The sequence below is a fragment of the Staphylococcus sp. FSL H8-0121 genome, assembly GCF_038008425.1.
Taxonomy (GTDB): Bacteria; Bacillota; Bacilli; order Staphylococcales; family Staphylococcaceae; genus Staphylococcus; species Staphylococcus pasteuri.
Genome location: NZ_JBBOZB010000001.1, coordinates 1023624 through 1043368 on the forward strand (window position 1 = coordinate 1023624; position 19745 = coordinate 1043368).

General features: G+C 31.7%; 14 protein-coding genes and 1 pseudogene. All 15 read right to left on the reverse strand.

What is annotated here, in order from left to right:
* Positions 1 to 119: 119 nt before the first annotated feature.
* Positions 120 to 1115, reverse strand: a complete 996-nt coding sequence (locus LFT63_RS05115) for a YvcK family protein (protein ID WP_046466468.1) — start codon at positions 1113 to 1115, stop codon at positions 120 to 122.
* The gene (rapZ, locus tag LFT63_RS05120; protein WP_029056495.1) at positions 1112 to 2023 is read right to left on the reverse strand and encodes an RNase adapter RapZ; all 912 of its coding nucleotides are present in this window, start codon (positions 2021 to 2023) and stop codon (positions 1112 to 1114) included. Before rapZ ends, LFT63_RS05115 begins: the two co-directional genes overlap by 4 nt.
* Positions 2024 to 2198: 175 nt before the next feature.
* A complete protein-coding gene (gene trxB / locus LFT63_RS05125; protein WP_340768169.1) occupies positions 2199 to 3140 on the reverse strand; it encodes a thioredoxin-disulfide reductase in 942 nt (313 codons plus the stop codon).
* Positions 3141 to 3204: 64 nt separating this feature from the next.
* Entirely contained in the window at positions 3205 to 4644 is a 1440-nt protein-coding gene (locus LFT63_RS05130; RefSeq protein ID WP_029056493.1) for a tetratricopeptide repeat protein, read from the reverse strand.
* Positions 4614 to 5144 (reverse strand): annotated as a pseudogene (locus tag LFT63_RS05135) (acyltransferase); the annotation flags it as partial. The gene LFT63_RS05130 and the pseudogene LFT63_RS05135, both read right to left, overlap by 31 nt.
* 7 nt (positions 5145 to 5151) lie before the next feature.
* Complete coding sequence (gene lgt, locus LFT63_RS05140; protein WP_029056492.1) at positions 5152 to 5988, reverse strand: prolipoprotein diacylglyceryl transferase; 837 nt, start codon at positions 5986 to 5988, stop codon at positions 5152 to 5154.
* A gap of 7 nt (positions 5989 to 5995) precedes the next feature.
* Entirely contained in the window at positions 5996 to 6928 is a 933-nt protein-coding gene (hprK, locus tag LFT63_RS05145) for an HPr(Ser) kinase/phosphatase (protein WP_029056491.1), read from the reverse strand.
* 272 nt (positions 6929 to 7200) lie between these two features.
* The gene (gene uvrA / locus LFT63_RS05150; protein WP_046466466.1) at positions 7201 to 10041 is read right to left on the reverse strand and encodes an excinuclease ABC subunit UvrA; all 2841 of its coding nucleotides are present in this window, start codon (positions 10039 to 10041) and stop codon (positions 7201 to 7203) included.
* A 7-nt stretch (positions 10042 to 10048) separates the two neighbouring features.
* A complete protein-coding gene (gene uvrB, locus LFT63_RS05155; protein WP_029056489.1) occupies positions 10049 to 12034 on the reverse strand; it encodes an excinuclease ABC subunit UvrB in 1986 nt (661 codons plus the stop codon).
* 339 nt (positions 12035 to 12373) lie between these two features.
* Complete coding sequence (locus LFT63_RS05160) at positions 12374 to 12601, reverse strand: CsbA family protein (protein WP_017638175.1); 228 nt, start codon at positions 12599 to 12601, stop codon at positions 12374 to 12376.
* 5 nt (positions 12602 to 12606) lie between these two features.
* Positions 12607 to 13248 (reverse strand): YfbR-like 5'-deoxynucleotidase, encoded by a 642-nt coding sequence (locus LFT63_RS05165; protein ID WP_017638176.1) that lies wholly within the window; start codon positions 13246 to 13248, stop codon positions 12607 to 12609.
* 202 nt (positions 13249 to 13450) lie between these two features.
* Positions 13451 to 14248, reverse strand: coding sequence for a COG3942 and LysM peptidoglycan-binding domain-containing protein (locus LFT63_RS05170; RefSeq protein ID WP_029056488.1), 798 nt, complete (start codon positions 14246 to 14248; stop codon positions 13451 to 13453).
* 402 nt (positions 14249 to 14650) lie between these two features.
* Positions 14651 to 15758 (reverse strand): peptide chain release factor 2 gene (prfB, locus tag LFT63_RS05175; RefSeq protein WP_096807838.1). Its coding sequence is split into 2 segments (ribosomal slippage): positions 14651 to 15685 and positions 15687 to 15758, totalling 1107 coding nucleotides; the frame shifts between segments, so codons are not numbered across the junction.
* A 286-nt stretch (positions 15759 to 16044) separates the two neighbouring features.
* The gene (gene secA, locus LFT63_RS05180; protein ID WP_029056486.1) at positions 16045 to 18579 is read right to left on the reverse strand and encodes a preprotein translocase subunit SecA; all 2535 of its coding nucleotides are present in this window, start codon (positions 18577 to 18579) and stop codon (positions 16045 to 16047) included.
* A 571-nt stretch (positions 18580 to 19150) separates the two neighbouring features.
* Positions 19151 to 19726, reverse strand: coding sequence for a ribosome hibernation-promoting factor, HPF/YfiA family (hpf, locus tag LFT63_RS05185; protein WP_029056485.1), 576 nt, complete (start codon positions 19724 to 19726; stop codon positions 19151 to 19153).
* Between the last annotated feature and the right edge of the window lie 19 nt (positions 19727 to 19745).

Genomic DNA, 19745 nt, shown 5'->3' on the forward strand with positions numbered 1-19745 from the left:
GATTTATAAGATAATAACTACATTTTTTAATTTTATTTCAAAATGGATTAAATATCTTCATCTCAATATTTTTTCTTTCAATAAAAAACAAGTTTCATCTGTATCCAATAACTAAAATATTATTTACGATTATCATTTGGATCAAATTGAATTGTACTAATAAGATCTAATGCTTTTTCATAAATTAATGTTGATAACACTTTTGTATTATGTCTTACAAAATGTTCATCAGATATTTCGACTAGATTTGAAGCCGTAATGACTTCTATTCCATCTTGCTTTAATTCTTCAACATTTACATCAACAGGATCAGAATTTTTCTCTTTATATTTTCTTAAAACATTCTCATTGAATTGATCGGTACAGCAAATAACATAATCTACAAATGATTGACCTGTTTGGCGATGCAATGCATTAATATGTTCTTTCACAGTATAGCCGTCTGTTTCACCAGGTTGAGTCATAACATTAGCTACATATAATTTAGGTGCAGATGAATTAATTAAGGCTTTAGAAATCCCTTTGACACAAAGATTAGAAATAACACTCGTGTATAGTGATCCAGGACCTAATACAATCAAGTCAGCTTCTTCTAACGCTTCAACCGCTTCTTCCATAGGTTCTACATCATCTGGCTCTAAAAAGACTTTTTCTATTTTTTCTTGTTTCTTCGGAATTTTTGATTCGCCATATACGATTTCACCATTTTCCATAATAGCATTTAACTGAACGCTTGTATTGGTAGATGGAATTACTTTACCTTTAATATTTAAAACTTTACTTAGTTCTCTAATAGCATGTCCAAAATCATTAGTAATATTTGTCATCCCCGCAATCAATAAATTTCCTAAAGAATGACCACTAATTTGATTTTCTTCAAATCTATATTGGAATAATTGAGTTAGTACAGACTCCGAGTCGCTCAGTGCAGCAATCACATTTCTTATATCACCAGGTGCTGGGATATCCATTTCATTACGAATTTTACCCGTACTTCCACCATCATCAGCAACAGTAACTATGGCAGTAATATCTATAGGAAACTCTCTTAGACCCCTTGCCAATACAGATAAACCAGTCCCTCCGCCAATTAAAACTACTTTCATTCTTCTCATCGTTGTTCTCCACTTTCAATATGTGCATCTCTATGATGAACATATACTTTATAATCGAAAACGTCGTTAAGATATTCTCCTAAACGTTTAGTTAATGCTACTGAGCGATGTTGACCTCCAGTACAGCCAATTGCTATGACTAACTGTGACTTGCCTTCTTTTTTATAACCAGGAATCATAAATTTCAATAAGTCAGTTAATTTATCAAAGAAGATTTCGGTTTCTTTCCATTTCATAACGTACGTATAAACTTCTTCATCCATGCCTGTTAATGGACGTAGTTCTTCAACATAGTATGGGTTTGGTAAAAATCGAACATCAAATACTAAATCTGCATCCATTTGTATACCGTGTTTAAAACCAAAGCTAGTGACGTTTATTGTAAATGTTTCAAAGTTTTCATCTTCATAGTAATTAACTACTCTAGCTTTTAATTCTTTAGGTTTAAGTTGACTTGTGTCTATGACATAATTTGCAATACTTCTAATTTGTGAAAGATGTTGACGTTCTTCATTAATAGCATCAATAAGTGAACGTTGTCCCTTTTCATTTAATGGATGTGCTCTTCTAGATTCTTTATATCTTGAAATTAATTTTTCAGTTGTTGCTTCTAAAAACATGACATCTACAATAACGTCATTTCTACTTTTAATTAAATCAATTTCCTTAACCAATGATTTAAAAAGTTCTTTACCTCTTAAGTCTATTGCAATAGCCACTTTTTGTAATGATGGATTACCTTGTTCCATCAATTCAACAAATTTAGGTAATAGTACGGGTGGTAAGTTATCTACACAAAAATAACCTATATCTTCCAGACTTTGAATCACTAAAGATTTACCTGCACCAGATAATCCAGTGACAACAAGTAATTCACTTTTCCCAATTTCTTTTTCAGAATTTACCATTTTATCGGTTCACCGCCAGTTCAGTTGATATTCATATATTAATAGGTTCATCATACCACACTCATTTTCACAAAGGAATGTAATCAATACTTATAAAAAAGCTAGAACAACAAATGGATTATCATTGTTATAATCCTCCTATTGCTCTAGCTTTATTTCTTGTTATAAAAGATATTTAAGCTTCTAATTTATCTTTAATACTTTCAATATAATCAGCCGCACTTTGAGCAGCAATACTACCGTCACCTGTTGCTGTTACAATTTGACGTAAACCTTTATCTCTTACGTCGCCTGCAGCATAGATACCAGGTACATCTGTACTCATATCAGCTTGAGTTACAATATAACCATTTTCATTTGTAATACCTAAATCAGTGAATGGTGCAGTTAATGGTTTCATACCAATATAAATAAATACGCCATCTGCATCGTATGTTACTTCTGAACCATCTTTAGTTGACTCTAAAGTTACTGATCCTACTTTGCCATCTTTGTCATTTATTGTTTTTAATGTATAGCTCCAAATAAAATCAACTTTATCATTTTTAAATGCACGATCTTGTAAAATACTTTGTGCGCGTAATTCGTCTCTTCTGTGGACAATCGTCACTTTATCAGCAAATTTTGTTAAGAATGTACCTTCTTCAACTGCTGAGTCACCACCGCCGATAACAAATAAACGTTTATTTTTGAAGAATGCACCATCACATACTGCACAATAACTTACGCCACGTCCGCCTAATTCTTGTTCACCTGGTACGCCTATTTTTTTATATTCAGCACCAGTTGAAATAATAACTGCATGTGCAGTAATTTCTTTGTTTCCTAAATTAACTACTTTATAGTCGCCTTTATCTTCTATTGATTTAATATCACCATATTGATAAGTAGCGCCAAATTTTTTCGCATGTTCAAACATTTTTGTAGATAAATCTGGTCCAGTAATCATTTCAAATCCTGGAAAGTTTTCTACCTCTTCTGTATTTGCCATTTGGCCACCTGGCATACCACGTTCAATCATAACAGTGTTTAAATTTGCACGTGATGCATAAACTGCAGCCGTCATACCAGCAGGGCCTGCACCTATAATTGCTACATCAAAATCTACTTCAGTCATTTACTTGCCCTCCTACTTAATAATCATTAAACGCATTATATATCAAAATAAGTATTTCATAAATTTATATGCTCAGAATATAAGTTATCGTTTTATCAAGTTTATAATTACTTATATCAAACCATTCTTTTATTTGCTTTTTAGTCAATTTTTGGTTGGTATGTTGATAATACAAATATAAGAACGCACCTAAATATCTATCTAATTCTGTTAAATCAGCTTGATCTGCAATAATTGATTCAGCTTGATCTATCCATTGAACAAATAAAGATGTATCATTTCTAAATTCATCAAATTGATATAATTTGACCATGCCACGATGTATGAAATCTAATTTATTTAGTGTCAAACCTTGAACTAAGTATGTTAAATATAGTTTCTCATAATCATTCATCGTTTCTAATACGGCCCAAATTTCTTCTGTAATCAATATTTCTTTACCATTCAATTGATTCAACAAGAATATACCATATAATCTATAATGACTATCGTCGTCCATTAATAAAGGTAAAATACGTTGATCAAATACATGTTTACTTTCTTCAATTACCCATGGTGGAAAACCTACATCAACTTTAGAAATTTGTAATAACTTGTTCCAAAATTGAATACTTTCATCTTTATTTCCTAGGTAATAATAATTGTAGCTTAAGGCATTAAACATTTGAATAGAAGCAAATTTCCCTTTTTTATATAAAGGAAGCAATAATTTTTGAGAAGCATGATATTGTTTCAAATAACTTAAGACAATACCTAATTTAAAACTTTCATCGTCATTCATTGGCATGACTTTGTTTAAAATATTTAAGTAACGCTTATATTTATCCATATCATTTGTATTGTAAAGTAGTAACGTATAATGACACAGTGCATGAACATCTGAATTATCTTCATTTAGTAACTCTTCAAACATGTCCTTTGCTATATCATATTCGCCTAAATATAAATAACACATCGCTAATAAATTTTTTATCACTCGATGATTTTGAATATCTTCATCTTGATTTAAAATATAAGTTCTCGCTTCTTCTAAACGTCCCTGTGAAAATAAAAATTGAAATAATAGTTGTACTGCAAATAGTTGTGCTTCGATTTCTATTTGATGTTCGTTTGAATACGACACATCGAATGTTTGTTCAAGCTCATCTCGGAAATCTTGATCATCTGTAATTAATACATAATTAATACCAAACAAGAATGCCTTGTTTGGTTCATTTAATTCAATGTTTAACTGACTCAACTCATAAAAACTATCTGCCTTACGTCTATCATTTATAATATTTTCATAAAATACCTTTTCAGCTTGGCTTCCAAAACCTAGTTTTACTAAACATTGAGCATAGTTTAATTGAATATCAAAATCCTCAGGTGACAATTCTAGCACTTTACCGTAATAATCGACTGCTTTTTTATAATCTTGTTGCTTCCACTTCTGATGAGCCATTTTACGATAAAACGGTTCATCAAAAGCCATTGAAATAATTTTATTGTTTTTATCTGCCAAAGATTGTCACCTCCATCTTTAATTTATTTTTATAGGATTACCAATCGCATATGCGCAATCTGCCACATCTTTTGAGACAACTGTTCCTGCACCAATGGTGACATGACTTCCAATAGTTACTCCAGGAATATTGTCACATTAGCACCTATTAATGTATTATGACCTATTTGAACTTTACCATATTTAAATTCATCCACTAAAATTTCGTGCGTTAATATTGTAGTATTATAACCAATCACACTATTGTTGCCAACAGTTATTAATTCGGGATAAAACAAATCTGGTACTACTTTATATGCGAATACAGTTTGTTTGCCAATATTCATTTTTAAATACTTACGATAGATAACATTTTTTAATTTTAAATTTGGCATTACTCGACAAATTTCAATTATTAATGTTTGTTTAAACACTTTTGGAAAACGTATTAGTCGATATATTTGCCATAATGGATTAATCGACGATTTTTGATATCTATCATGTGTTTGGAGTTTTCTCATTGAAAATCTACACCTTTTGCTTTGGCCAACTTAATGGACCAGCATTTTTATAAACAGGTGGTTGAAATTTATATCGTCTATAAATAATTAAAATAATACTAATAATGATAAGTATAACCGATACTAATTGTGCCACTCTTATATGACTTGTCAACATCAAGCTGTCTGTTCTAAGTCCTTCAACAAAGAAACGACCTATTGAATACCAAATTAGATATAAGAAGAATGTTTCTCCTAGTTTCAAATGCTTTCTAATCGAAATTAATAAGATAAATCCTAACACATCCCATACTGATTCGTATAAAAATGTTGGATGATAATAATGACCATCAATATACATATTATTAATAATAAATCGAGGTATATGAAGTTGTTCCAAGAATGTTTTAGATACTATACCGCCGTGTGCTTCATGGTTCATGAAATTGCCCCATCGTCCGATACCTTGAGCTAAAATAATACTCGGTGCGACAATGTCTCCAATTTGGAATGGGTTTAAATTTTTTAATTTACATACGATAACTCCTGTAATAAAGCCACCTATTAATCCTCCATGGATAGCTATACCGCCATGCCATATTTTAGGTATTTCTCCTGGATTTTGCATGTAATATGGCCATTGGAATATTACAAAATATATACGAGCTACAATAAAACCAAATATGGCACAATAAAAGATAACATCTACTAATGAGTCTTTATGTAGACCAATTCTCTTCAAAGCTTCTTGTGCTACAAAATACCCTATTAAGATACCACAAGCAATTATAATTCCATACCATCGTATTTGTAATGGACCTAGGTGAAATGCGACAGGATCAATATAACTCAAAGTTAAATCCATAAACTTATTACTCCTCACTTTTATGACTGTTACGAACAATTTCATCATTAAGTCGTTCGCTAAATTCTTCTGCTGTATTTATTCCCATAATATTTAAACGATAGTTCATAGCAGCAACTTCAATAATAACTGCAACGTTTCGTCCAGGTCTTACAGGAATTGTTTTTTTCGTGATTTCAGTATCTAAAATACGTAAAGTCTCTTCGTTTAAGCCGACTCTATCGTATAACTTTTCTTTATCCCAGTTTTCTAAATTAATATTTAAACGGATTTGTTTTTCAGTTAAAATTGAGCCCGCCCCAAATAATGTCATCACATTAATGATTCCTAAACCACGTATTTCTAATAAATGTTCTATTAATTTTGGTGGTTTACCTATTAATTCATCTTTAGTAATTTCTTTGATCTCAACATTGTCATCAGCAACTAATCTATGTCCTCTTTTAACTAATTCTAATGCTGTTTCACTTTTACCGATACCAGAGTCACCAGTTATGAGAACACCTACACCATAAACATCAACTAGTACGCCATGTAATGATGTTGTTTTTGCTAGTTCATGTTCTAAAAATGTTGTTAATCTACTCATTAAACTTGTCGTTGCATCTTTAGCAACAATAAGTGGTGTATTTAATTCTTTTGCTGCTTCAACTAATTCTTCAGGAGGCTCTAATCCTCTTGTTACTATAATTGCAGGTGTATCTGGTCGACATAATTTTCTCATTCTTCCTTGACGTTCATCATCTGGAAGTAAATTATAAAATGATAACTCAGTCGTACCTAATAATTGTATTCTGTCTGAAGCGTAATGTGAGAAGTAACCAGCCATTTCTAAACCAGGTCTAGAGATATCTGTGTTTTTAATAGGTTTATTTAATCCTTCTTCCCCAGCTATTAATTCTAATTTTAATAATTCAACTAATCTTTCAGTTGTTAACATGTGTTCACCTCTATTTGAAATGTTACTACAATTTCGCTTTCTTTAATCATATCAAAAATCAAACTACTTTCTATATCAAAAAGTTACGCTTATTTAATATTTAGAAAATACGCTCTATAAATTAAGCCTTATTGAATACTTTATTATGTATATTGTTTTTGAAAAATGTGTATTCTTTTTAATTTGGATGATAAATATCTACATTTAAAAAAGATGATTCCAGTATACTCTGAAATCACCTTAATATAAATTATAACATCATTCTTTTATGATTAATCTTTATTTCTATCTCTTTCTAATACAGTTTTTAAATATTGTCCTGTATAAGAGTTTTCTACATTCGCAATGTCTTCAGGCGTACCAGTAGCAACGATCGTTCCACCACCATCGCCACCTTCTGGGCCTAAATCAATAATATGATCTGCAGTTTTAATGACATCTAAGTTATGTTCAATAATCACAACAGTATCACCATTTTCAACAAGACGATTTAATACCTTTAATAATCTGCTAATATCATCTACATGTAAACCAGTTGTTGGTTCGTCTAAAATGTAAATGGAACGTCCTGTAGAGCGTTTATGCAATTCTGATGCGAGTTTAACACGTTGTGCTTCCCCACCAGATAAAGTTGTTGCTTGCTGTCCTAATGTGACATATCCTAAACCAACATCTACTAATGTCTGTAGTTTACGTTTAATCTTAGGTATATTTTCAAAGAAATGAGTTGCATCTTCAGCAGTCATTTCTAAAACATCAGCAATATTTTTACCTTTATATGTGACTTCAAGTGTTTCTCTATTATAGCGTTTACCGTCACATACCTCACAAGGAACATAAACATCTGGTAAGAAATGCATTTCTATTTTAATAATACCGTCACCTTTACAAGCTTCACAACGTCCGCCTTTAACATTAAAACTAAAACGACCTTTTTGATAGCCACGTATTTTAGCTTCATTGGTTTGAGCAAAAACATCTCTTATATCATCAAACACGCCTGTATAAGTTGCTGGATTTGAACGTGGTGTTCTACCAATCGGTGATTGATCAATATCGATAATTTTATCTAATTGATCTATGCCTTTAATAGAATCATATTCTCCAGGTTTCACCTTAGATTTATTAATTTTTTGTGCTAGTGATTTATATAACACTTCATTAACTAATGAACTTTTACCTGAGCCTGATACACCTGTCACTACAGTCATTACTGATAGAGGGAAATCAACATCTACATTTTTTAAGTTATTGCTTTTAGCACCTTTAATACTAATTTTCTTTTTCGTAACTTCCCGACGATATTCAGGTACATCAATTTTCTTCTTACCACTTAAATATTGTCCAGTTAATGAGTTTTTATCTTTCATCACTTGTTTTGGTGTACCTTGTGCAACAATTTCACCACCGTGACTACCAGCACCTGGACCTACATCCACTAAATAATCTGCAGAACGCATCGTATCATCATCATGTTCTACAACAATCAATGTATTGCCTAAATCCCGCATTTCTTTAAGTGTGTTAATTAGACGATCATTATCACGCTGATGTAAACCTATTGAAGGTTCGTCTAAAACATAAAGTACACCTGTTAAACGAGACCCAATTTGTGTTGCTAATCGAATTCGTTGTGCTTCACCACCAGATAATGTTCCAGAAGCACGGTTTAATGTAAGGTATTCAAGCCCAACATTATTTAAGAAAGCTAGACGTGAAATAATTTCCTTAAGAATTTGATTTGCTATTGCTTGGTCTTGTTCTGATAGTTCAATGTTTTGATAATATTTCAATGCTTCTTTAATCGAATCTTGAACAACTTCGCCTATATTATATCCACCAACATAAACAGACAATGCTTCTTTACTTAAACGCTTGCCATGACAAGTCTCACAAGGTAACTCGGTCATGTATCTACTCATCATTTCACGAGTATATTCTGATGGTGATTCATGATATCGACGATCAATATTATTAAGAACACCTTCAAAGACCATTTTTCTTTTACGTTTGCCGCCACCAAATCGTTGGTTAAATGTAAATTCAATTTCTTTATCGCCTGAGCCATGCATTAATATATTTTTCTGTCTATCGGTAAGTTTTTTATAAGGTTTATCCATATTAATTTTATAAACTTCACAGACACGTTTTAGTAAAGTTGGATAAAAATCTGAACTTGTTGGCTCCCAAGGTTCAATGGCACCTTCGTTTAGTGTTTTGTTTGGGTCAGGTATAACTAAATCCATATCGACTGTTAATCTTTGACCTAACCCATCACAAGTAGGACAAGCACCAAATGGGCTGTTAAAACTAAACATTCGTGGTTCTAATTCGCCAATTGAGAATCCACAAATAGGACATGCATGATTTTCAGAGAACTTTAGGTCTTCTCCATCAATTACATCAACTGTTAAACTTCCTTCAGATAATTCAAGTGCTGTTTCTATAGAATCTGCTAGTCTTGTTTCAATTCCTTCTTTAATGACTAGTCTATCAACAACAACTTCTATAGTATGGTTTTTGTTTTTATCTAAATCTGGCACTTCATTAACATCAACAATTTCTCCGTCTACTCGTAAACGTACATAACCTTTTTTGCCAATATCTTCGATTAGCTTTTCATGACTTCCTTTACGATGTGAAACCACAGGAGCTAACAATTGAATTTTTGTTCGCGTTTCTAATTCTAATATTCTATCTACCATTTGTTGAACAGTCTGTGACTCTATTTCAATATTATGGTTTGGACAATAAGGTTTACCCACTCGAGCATATAATAATCTGATATAATCGTAAATTTCAGTTACGGTTGCAACTGTAGATCGTGGGTTCTTACTTGTTGTCTTTTGATCAATGGAAATAGCCGGTGATAATCCTTCAATAGTATCTACATCTGGTTTATCCATTTGACCTAAAAATTGTCGTGCGTATGCACTTAATGATTCTACATATCTTCTTTGGCCTTCTGCATAAATAGTGTCAAAGGCTAATGAAGACTTACCTGAACCTGAAATACCTGTCATTACAATTAATTTGTCTTTAGGTAATTCAATATCGACACCTTTTAAATTATGCGCTCTTGCACCTTTCACTACTATGGATGGTTCTCTCATTTAATTGTCACCCTTCTGATTTTAATTCAAATAACATATCTCTTAGTTCTGTTGCTTTTTCAAAGTCTAAATCTTTAGCTGCTTTTTTCATTTCTTTTTCTATATTTTCTATCGTTTTTTGTCGTTCTTTTTTAGTCATTTTCTTAGGTAGTTCAGTTTGTTTATTTTCATTTGTTTCGTCATTTTCAACAGTAGCACTAATAACGTCATGAATTTTCTTATTAATTGTTTTAGGCGTAATACCATATTTTTCGTTATGCGCTGTTTGTATTTCACGACGTCTTTGTGTTTCATCAATGGCGTATCTCATTGAATCTGTAATTTTATCAGCATACATGATTACTTCGCCTCGATCATTACGTGCTGCTCGTCCAATTGTTTGAATTAATGAGCGATTAGAACGTAAAAATCCTTCTTTATCCGCGTCTAAAATGACTACTAAAGAAACTTCAGGAATATCTATACCCTCTCTTAGTAAATTAATACCAACGATGGCATCATATGTACCCATTCTTAAATCTCGAATAATTTCTATTCTTTCAAGCGTTTTAATTTCTGAATGAAGATAATTTACTTTAATACCCGCTTCTTTCATATAGGTAGTTAAGTCCTCACTCATTTTTTTCGTCAACGTTGTAACAAGTACTCTTTCATTCTTATCAATTCTATCTTGAATTTCACTTAACAAATCATCAATTTGGTTTTCTGTTGGACGTACATCAATTTTCGGATCTAGTAATCCTGTAGGTCTAATAATTTGTTCGACCATTTCATCAGTATGTTCTAATTCGTATGGTCCTGGCGTTGCTGATACATATACTAATTGATTTGTTTTTTCTTCAAATTCTTCAAATTTTAGTGGTCTGTTATCTAAAGCACTTGGCAATCTGAAACCATGATCAACTAAAACTTGTTTACGCGCTCTGTCACCATTATACATCCCTCTAACCTGAGGCAATGTTACGTGAGATTCATCGATCATAATTAACCAATCATCACCAAAGTAATCTAATAATGTATAAGGTGTAGAACCTAATGGTCGTAATGTTAAATGAACTGAATAGTTTTCGATACCTGAACAGAAGCCCATTTCCCGCATCATTTCTAAATCATAATTTGTACGTTGTTCTAATCTTTGGGCTTCAAGTAGTTTATTTTCATCTCTTAATTCTTTTAATCGTTCTTCCAATTCTTTTTCAATACGTTCGATTGCTACTTTCATTTTTTCTTCACGAGTAACGAAGTGAGATGCTGGGAATATAGCAAAATGCTCACGTTCTCTAATAACTTCGCCAGTTAAATAGTTAACCTCTCTAATTCGATCTACTTCATCTCCGAAAAATTCCACTCGAATACACATTTCTTCTCTAGATGCTGGGAAAATTTCTACCACATCACCGCGGACTCTAAATGTACCCCTTTGGAAATCTATATCATTTCTAGTATATTGTACATCTACTAATTTTCTTAGTAATTCGCTGCGTTCCATTTCCATACCAACGCGGACGCTAACAACTAAATCTTTATATTCTTCTGGGTTACCTAAACCATAAATACAACTTACACTAGCAATGATGATAACATCGTCTCTCTCAAACAATGCACTTGTCGCAGAGTGTCTTAATTGATCAATTTCATCATTAATAGAAGCATCTTTTTCTATAAAGGTATCCGTAGATGGTACATATGCTTCAGGTTGATAGTAATCATAATAACTAACGAAATATTCCACTCTATTTTCAGGGAAAAATTCTTTGAATTCACTATATAATTGGCCAGCTAATGTTTTGTTATGTGCGATTATCAATGTAGGTTTACCCACTTGTTGAATCACATTACTCATTGTAAATGTTTTACCCGTACCAGTTGCACCAAGTAATGTTTGATGTCTTTTACCTTCTTCAACACCCTTTACAATTTTCTTTATAGCTTCAGGTTGGTCACCTTGTGGATCAAACTCTGAATTTAATTTGAATGGATAATGTTCGACCATTACGACATACGCCTCCTAAGTTGTTTGCATCTAAAATCTATTACTTATTATTAATTGAGTATCTTTGAAAGAGTGTTACTCCTACTATACGAATTTATTAATCTATTTCCCTTATTATTTATTAGTCATGCATCAGTCTGTTCTTATAAGTATACATGGGATTATTTATTCATAATTTATTATCTATTTTAACAAATTTTCACCACGAAATACAAACATTTGTTCGCTAAAATTTTTATATTATATGATAAACAAAAAACAAACATAGTTAACGAACTATGCTTGCTTTCTAAACTAATATTTATTTATCATGATGGTTAATTCAGTGTATTGTTTCTGTTATTCTTCTCTTTTGTGAAATTCTAATTGATCTATGATTAAATATCCGGCTAGCAATGATACAACATCTATAAAGATAATCCATTCATTGTGGAAAAAGCCTTTATAAATTGACGTAGCTATTAATATTAAAGTTACGGAAGTACCAATCCATTTATTTTTAGTAACTACACTAAAGAGAACGATTAATATACAAGGAAAAAATGCAGCACATGCATACCAAATCATTTATTTCACCTGTTTCTTTTATTAAGTATTGTCATTGTCGTTTCACGTAATTCTGTTCTTGGGATAAAGTTTTCAGTTAACATTTCAGGAATTACATTATCAATAAAATCTTGAACAGAAGCTAAATGATCGAATTGCATAATCGTTTCTAAACTCATTTCATATATTTCGAAAAATAATGGTTCGGGATTACGTTTTTGTATTTCTCCAAACGTTTCATAAAGTAAATCAATTTTATCTGCTACAGCTAGTATTTGACCTTCTATAGAGTCATCTTTACCTTCTTGTAGTCTCAATCTATAAATATCACGATATTGAGAAGGAATTTCCTCTTCGATAAAATTCTCTACCATTTCTTCTTCAACTTGAGAAAAAAGCATTTTCAACTCTCTACTAGCATATTTTACAGGGGTCTTGATATCTCCAGTAAACACTTCTGCAAAATCATGGTTCAAAGCTTTTTCATACAAACTTTTCCAGTCAATGACATTACCATTATATTCTTCTACAGTACCTAAATATTGTGCTATTTTAGTTACTTTAAATGAATGCGCAGCTACGTTATGTTCAAAATATTTAAATTTGCCAGGCAACCTAATAAGCTTTTCCAAATCAGATAATCTTTTATAATATTGATGAATGCCCATTGTGTGATGCCTCCTTTATATTTAATCATAGATGAAGACTTATTTTTTATTATACCAATCATCGTTATGATTAAAAGCAATATCCTAATATCGTTTTCAAAACCTTCACTTAGTACACAAAATATCGATAAAAAATGAGCAGCAATACAATAATTTTAAATCATTGTATTACTGCTATTTTAATCCTATTAAATGTTAAAGATTAGTGTATATAATTATAACTTCCTGGATTTGTGATTGTTCTATATGATTTAACATTAAATCCACCGTTCCAGTTCATTTCAGAAACTGTAAGTGTACCATTACTATTTACCTTTTCAACAACACCTACATGCCCATATCCTCCAGCACCATTAGTACCTGGATTAGATTGGAATACTGCTCCTGCAACTGGAGTATTGTTTACTGTGAAACCTGCATTTCTAGCGCTAGTAGCCCAGTCAGCAGCATTACCCCAAAGGCTACCAATTGGTTTGCCTAATTCAGCACGTCTATTAAATGCATAATAAGTACAATTACCAAATGCATATAAGTTCCCAGAATTACTTATTGAATGTAAACCATTTGAACCTTCATACGATGGTTCTGCTGTATATTGTACTTGAGGTGCTGATACTTGTGGCACATTATTATATTGTGTACTTGCTGATGGAATTGGTTCTTCAGCTTCGAATTGATTAGAGCTATATGATGTATTTTGAACTTGGTTTGCTAATCCTGTTGGCGATACTACAATAATATCTCCAGGGAAAATTAATGGTGTTACTCCAGGATTAAGTTTATACAATTCGTCTAAAGTAATATCATGATCTAAAGCGATTTGATACAACGTATCACCTGATTTGACGATATATTGGCTCGCACTGTCAGTTTCCACTGCTGCTACATTCTGAGATGCATTAACATTAGATATAGATGTTTGTTCTTGAGCGTCTGCAACATTACTTAATGCAATAAATGCAGCTGCTGATGATAATGATACTAAAAACGTCTTCTTCATTAATATGTCATTCCTTTGTTGTAAATTCTAATTTGATGAATTTAATATACCACAATATTATTTTAAAATGAGTAATGTTAAATTGATGTAATATAATATTTATACACAATAATATAAACTTGCCATATATATTTCATTACAAATTCATTAGTATCAGTCATCCCATTAATTTTTTAGGCTATTTTTACACCTAGCCAAAATATTACTGAGTAATATTACAAACTACTAATTGCATAGAGTTATTTAGTTATAGGCTTTTTCAAATATACGTATTTGCGTTATTAAAATGGATTTCAAAACATTTAACTACTACATACTTAAAAAATTATAAATTAAAAAGGCGCTTATCACGTAAGCACCTTTCAAAATATTATTCCAATTATTGCCTATTTAACTTATAACTTATTTATCCATTTGCCATCTTAAATACGATTCAATAAATGGACCAATATCTCCATCCATTACAGCATCTACTTTACCAGTTTCTTCATTGGTACGATGATCTTTTACCATTGAATAAGGATGGAATACATATGAACGAATTTGACTTCCCCATCCTATTTCTTTTTGTTCTCCACGAATTTCTGCCATTTCTTGTGCTTGTTCCTCTAATTTAAGTTGATATAATTTTGATTTCAACATTTTCATAGCTGCTTCACGGTTTTTAATTTGTGAACGTTCATTTTGGTTATTAACAACAATACCAGTAGGATGGTGGGTAATTCTAATTGCTGATTCTGTTTTATTAATATGTTGTCCACCTGCACCAGATGCTCTAAATGTATCAACTGTAATGTCATCAGAATTAATTTCGATTTCAATTTCATCGTTATCAAAGTCTGGAATAACGTCACAAGATGCGAATGATGTATGACGTCGACCTGACGAATCAAAAGGTGAAATTCTAACTAACCTATGCACACCTTTTTCAGCTTTTAAATAACCATAAGCGTTATGACCTTTAATTAATAATGTCACACTTTTCACTCCTGCTTCATCACCAGGTAAATAGTCAACTGTTTCTACTTTGAAACCACTCTGTTCACAATAGCGTTGGTACATTCTTAATAACATACTCACCCAATCTTGTGATTCAGTGCCACCTGCGCCAGGATGTAGCTCTAAAATAGCATTATTCGCATCATATGGACCGTCTAACAGTAATTGTAATTCGAAACGATCAATATCTTCTTTAAATGCAACGACGTCATTTTCTAATTCTTGTTTCAAGTCTTCGTCATAATCTTCTTGTAAAAGTTCAACAGTTGCTGACATATCTTCAACAGCTTCGTCTAATTTATAATAACCATTAACGATAGATTTCAAAGCGTTATTTTTATCTATAATATCTTGTGCTTTATTTTGATTGTCCCAAAAATTAGGTTCAGTCATCATTTCTTCATATTCCTGTATATTAGTCTCTTTATTTTCTAAGTCAAAGAGACCCCCTAATTTGACTTAAATTGTCTTGATACGAATCTATATTTCGTTTGATTTCTGATAATTCCATAATGTCTCTCCTATTTCACTTGTAGTTTGATTTATTGTTTTAACATAAATATTATTTTTAATTAATCTTAAATAAACAGATACATCATTTTTATACATTTATATTCTATCATATTCAAGATTAAGTGCAGTGTATGATAAATAAACGTGTCATCAAAGAGATGAATGCTTGCTAACAGCATTTAACTCTTCTTTAAACTCCGTTTTTTTAAATTCTACAAAAAGTGAAAGCCTGAGACAATTATGCCCCAGGCTATCAAATATTATTGTCATTGTTTTACACAAAATTATGCTTGACCATGGCAATTTTTATATTTCTTGCCACTTCCACAAGGACAAGGGTCATTACGACCTATTTCTTCACCTTTAACTATAGGTTTTTGTTTAACTTTTTCTTTACCATCTTCAGCTGATGCATGTTTTGCTTCACCAAAATCAGTTGTTTTATCACGTTCAATGTCATCTTCAACTTGTACTACTGATTTCAAAATAAATTTACATGTATCTTCTTCGATATTTTGCATCATTATATCGAATAATTCATGTCCTTCATTTTGATAATCACGTAATGGATTTTGTTGTGCATATGAACGTAAATGAATACCTTGACGTAATTGATCCATTGTATCAATGTGATCTGTCCAATGACTGTCAATTGAACGTAATAAAATCATTCGTTCGAATTCGTTCATTTGATCGCCAAGTGTTTCTTTTTGTTCAGCATAAGCTTTTTCAATTTTAGCCCATACCACTTCGAAAATATCTTCAGAATCTTTACCTTTAATTTCTGATTCTTTTAATTCGCCTTCTTGTAAGAAAACATCATTTATATAGTTAATAAATGGTTGATAATCTAAGTTTTCTTCTTCTTCGTTAATATGATAGTTAATGCCTCGTTGTAATGTTGAACGTAACATTGCATCTACAACTTGTGAGCTATCTTCGTTATCAATGATATCGTTTCTTTCTTTATAAATAATCTCACGTTGTTTACGTAACACTTCATCATATTCTAGGATACGTTTACGTGCATCAAAGTTATTACCTTCAACACGTTTTTGTGCGGATTCTACAGCTCTTGAAACCATTTTAGATTCAATAGGTGTAGAATCATCCATACCTAGTCGGTTCATCATTTTTTGTAAACGTTCTGAACCAAAACGTACCATTAGTTCATCTTGTAGTGAAAGATAGAATCGGCTATCACCATTATCACCTTGACGACCAGAACGACCACGTAATTGGTCATCAATACGTCGTGATTCATGACGTTCTGTACCTATAACCGCTAAACCACCGATTTCTTCAACGCCGTCACCTAGTTTAATATCTGTACCACGACCTGCCATGTTTGTGGCAATAGTTACAGCGCCTTTTTGACCTGCTCCTGCTACGATTTCTGCTTCACGTTCATGGTTTTTAGCGTTTAAAACGTCGTGTCGAACGCCTCGTTTTTTCAATAAGTTTGAAATATATTCTGACGTTTCAACAGCTACAGTACCTAATAGAACTGGTTGACCTTTTTTGTGTTTTTCAACTACATCTTCTACAACTGCATCAAATTTACCTTTTTGACTAATATAAATTAAGTCTGATTTATCGACACGTTGAACTGGTTTATTAGTAGGAATTTGAGTTACTGTCATATTATATATATTTCTGAACTCTTCTTCTTCTGTTTTAGCTGTACCAGTCATACCAGCTAATTTATTGTACATTCTGAAATAGTTTTGGAATGTGATAGATGCCATTGTCTTAGATTCATTTTGAATTTGAACGCCTTCTTTAGCTTCTATCGCTTGGTGTAAACCTTCAGAGAAACGTCTACCAGGCATTGTACGACCTGTGAATTGGTCTACGATAAGTACTTCTCCATCAACAACCATATAGTCAACGTCACGTTGTAACGTAACATGAGCTCTTAATGCTGTTGTAATGTGACTAATAATATCTACGTTTTGTACATCATATAGATTATCAATTTTGAACATACGTTCAGCTTTGTCGGCACCCTGTTCTGTTAAGTTTACAGATTTAGTTTTTTCATCATATTTATAATCTTCATCCGCTTTAAGCATTTTAGCGAATACATTTGCTTGAGTATATAAAGATGTTGATTTTTCAGCTTCTCCAGAAATAATTAATGGTGTTCTTGCTTCATCAATTAAAATAGAATCGACCTCATCGATGATAGCAAAATGAAGTGGTCGCATTACACGTTCTTCAGCATAATTTACCATGTTATCTCTTAAATAATCAAAACCTAATTCATTATTAGTACTATATGTGATGTCTTGAGCGTATGCTTCACGTTTTTCTGTCGTTGTTTTACTGTTTAAGTTTAAACCAACTGTTAAACCTAGGAACTCATACAATTCAGCCATTTCTTGACTTTGGAAACTAGATAAGTATTCATTGACAGTGATAACATGCACACCACGACCTGCTAATGCATTTAAATATGTAGGCATTGTTGCAGTTAATGTTTTACCTTCCCCAGTTCTCATTTCGGCAATATCACCATTATGAATCGCAATACCACCCATTACCTGAACCTTGTAAGGAATCATATTAAATACACGTTTTGAACCTTCTCTTACAAGCGCATATGCTTCAGGTAATATTTTATCTAAATAATCATTTTGTTTTTTTACATCTTCAATTTTAGAAAGTTCTTCTTGAAATTCTTTCGTTTTATTACGTATCTCTTCATCAGTTAAAATAGCTGTATCTTCTTCTAATGCGAGTACTTTGTCAGCTAATTTCCCTAGTTTTTTCGTTTCTTTTTTATTGCCGTCAACAATTTTTGATAAAAATCCCATTCTGTTCGCTCCTTTAGCTAAAAAACTGTTTGGCTTTCAACAATTTATCTTACCATTTATACATTTAGAATTATACTTAAATACTCATTCGGATATCTAATTATCCTTTATCAATGACGTAAATATTTTTTGTCTTTAAGGCTTACATACTTTACGCTATTTTCTTCATAAATTCAAACATCTAAATTTAAGTTAGCATGATGCTATGTTTATGTTGAATCTAATGAATTGTCAACAAGTTAATTCTAACATGTTACTATGTATTATTTCTCGTCTCAAATAAATAAACTTCGCATAAATTACGAAATTTATTATACGGTATATGAAATTCGTTATTTTCAATAATGGTTAACGTTGTATGATATGTGAGACTATATATAAATAAGCATTATTTACCCTCTATTAAACCATAAATTTTCATTCATTAATCTATCAAGTAGCTTTAAATATAAAAAGGAAGTGAGAAGGAATTCCTATATGAATCCCTAATCTCACTCCCCCATATCTATCTGTCCATTTAATTATAAAAACATATTTGCTTATTTCAATTAAGATAAGCTTTATCTAAGTTTTATTGTTCAGATGTTTCGATTAAACCGTATTTTCCATCTTTTCTACGATATACAATACTAGTGCCATCTGTTTCACGATCAGTAAAGATATAGAAATCATGACCTAGTAAGTTCATTTGTAAAACTGCTTCTTCAGAATCCATTGGTTTTAAACTAAATTGTTTAGAACGGATGATTTCAATATCATTGTCTGTACTTTCTTCTGCGCCACTAATTTCTTCAGGTGGTGCTTCTTGAACTTCAGCAACAAATACTTCTTGATCACCACGATCACGGTACTTACGATTTACACGAGTTTTATATTTTCTAACTTGACGTTCAAGTTTATTCGTAATTAAATCAACACCTGCATATAAATCATCGTGTCTTTCTTCAGCTCTTAAAGTAACATCTTTAAGAGGGATTGTTACTTCAACTTTAGTAGTTGAATTTGAATAAGTTTTAACTTTAACGTGTGCAACTGCATTTGGCACATTATTAAAGTAACGCTCTAACTTACCAATTTTTTCCTCAATATAGTTGCGAATTGCATCTGTGATAGTGAGGTTATCTCCATGAATTTCAAATCTAATCATAGTCAATCTCTCCTTTAAC

Excerpts from the sequence above, each read along its gene's own strand:
- lgt (WP_029056492.1), bottom strand. The coding sequence starts at position 5,988 with ATGGATTTAACTTTGAGTTATATTGATCCTGTCGCATTTCACCTAGGT.
- hprK (WP_029056491.1), bottom strand. The coding sequence starts at position 6,928 with ATGTTAACAACTGAAAGATTAGTTGAATTATTAAAATTAGAATTAATA.
- trxB (WP_340768169.1), bottom strand. The coding sequence starts at position 3,140 with ATGACTGAAGTAGATTTTGATGTAGCAATTATAGGTGCAGGCCCTGCT.
- secA (WP_029056486.1), bottom strand. The coding sequence starts at position 18,579 with ATGGGATTTTTATCAAAAATTGTTGACGGCAATAAAAAAGAAACGAAA.
- rapZ (WP_029056495.1), bottom strand. The coding sequence starts at position 2,023 with ATGGTAAATTCTGAAAAAGAAATTGGGAAAAGTGAATTACTTGTTGTC.
- hpf (WP_029056485.1), bottom strand. The coding sequence starts at position 19,726 with ATGATTAGATTTGAAATTCATGGAGATAACCTCACTATCACAGATGCA.
- LFT63_RS05160 (WP_017638175.1), bottom strand. The coding sequence starts at position 12,601 with ATGATTTGGTATGCATGTGCTGCATTTTTTCCTTGTATATTAATCGTT.
- uvrA (WP_046466466.1), bottom strand. The coding sequence starts at position 10,041 with ATGAGAGAACCATCCATAGTAGTGAAAGGTGCAAGAGCGCATAATTTA.
- uvrB (WP_029056489.1), bottom strand. The coding sequence starts at position 12,034 with ATGGTCGAACATTATCCATTCAAATTAAATTCAGAGTTTGATCCACAA.
- LFT63_RS05115 (WP_046466468.1), bottom strand. The coding sequence starts at position 1,115 with ATGAGAAGAATGAAAGTAGTTTTAATTGGCGGAGGGACTGGTTTATCT.
- LFT63_RS05165 (WP_017638176.1), bottom strand. The coding sequence starts at position 13,248 with ATGGGCATTCATCAATATTATAAAAGATTATCTGATTTGGAAAAGCTT.
- LFT63_RS05170 (WP_029056488.1), bottom strand. The coding sequence starts at position 14,248 with ATGAAGAAGACGTTTTTAGTATCATTATCATCAGCAGCTGCATTTATT.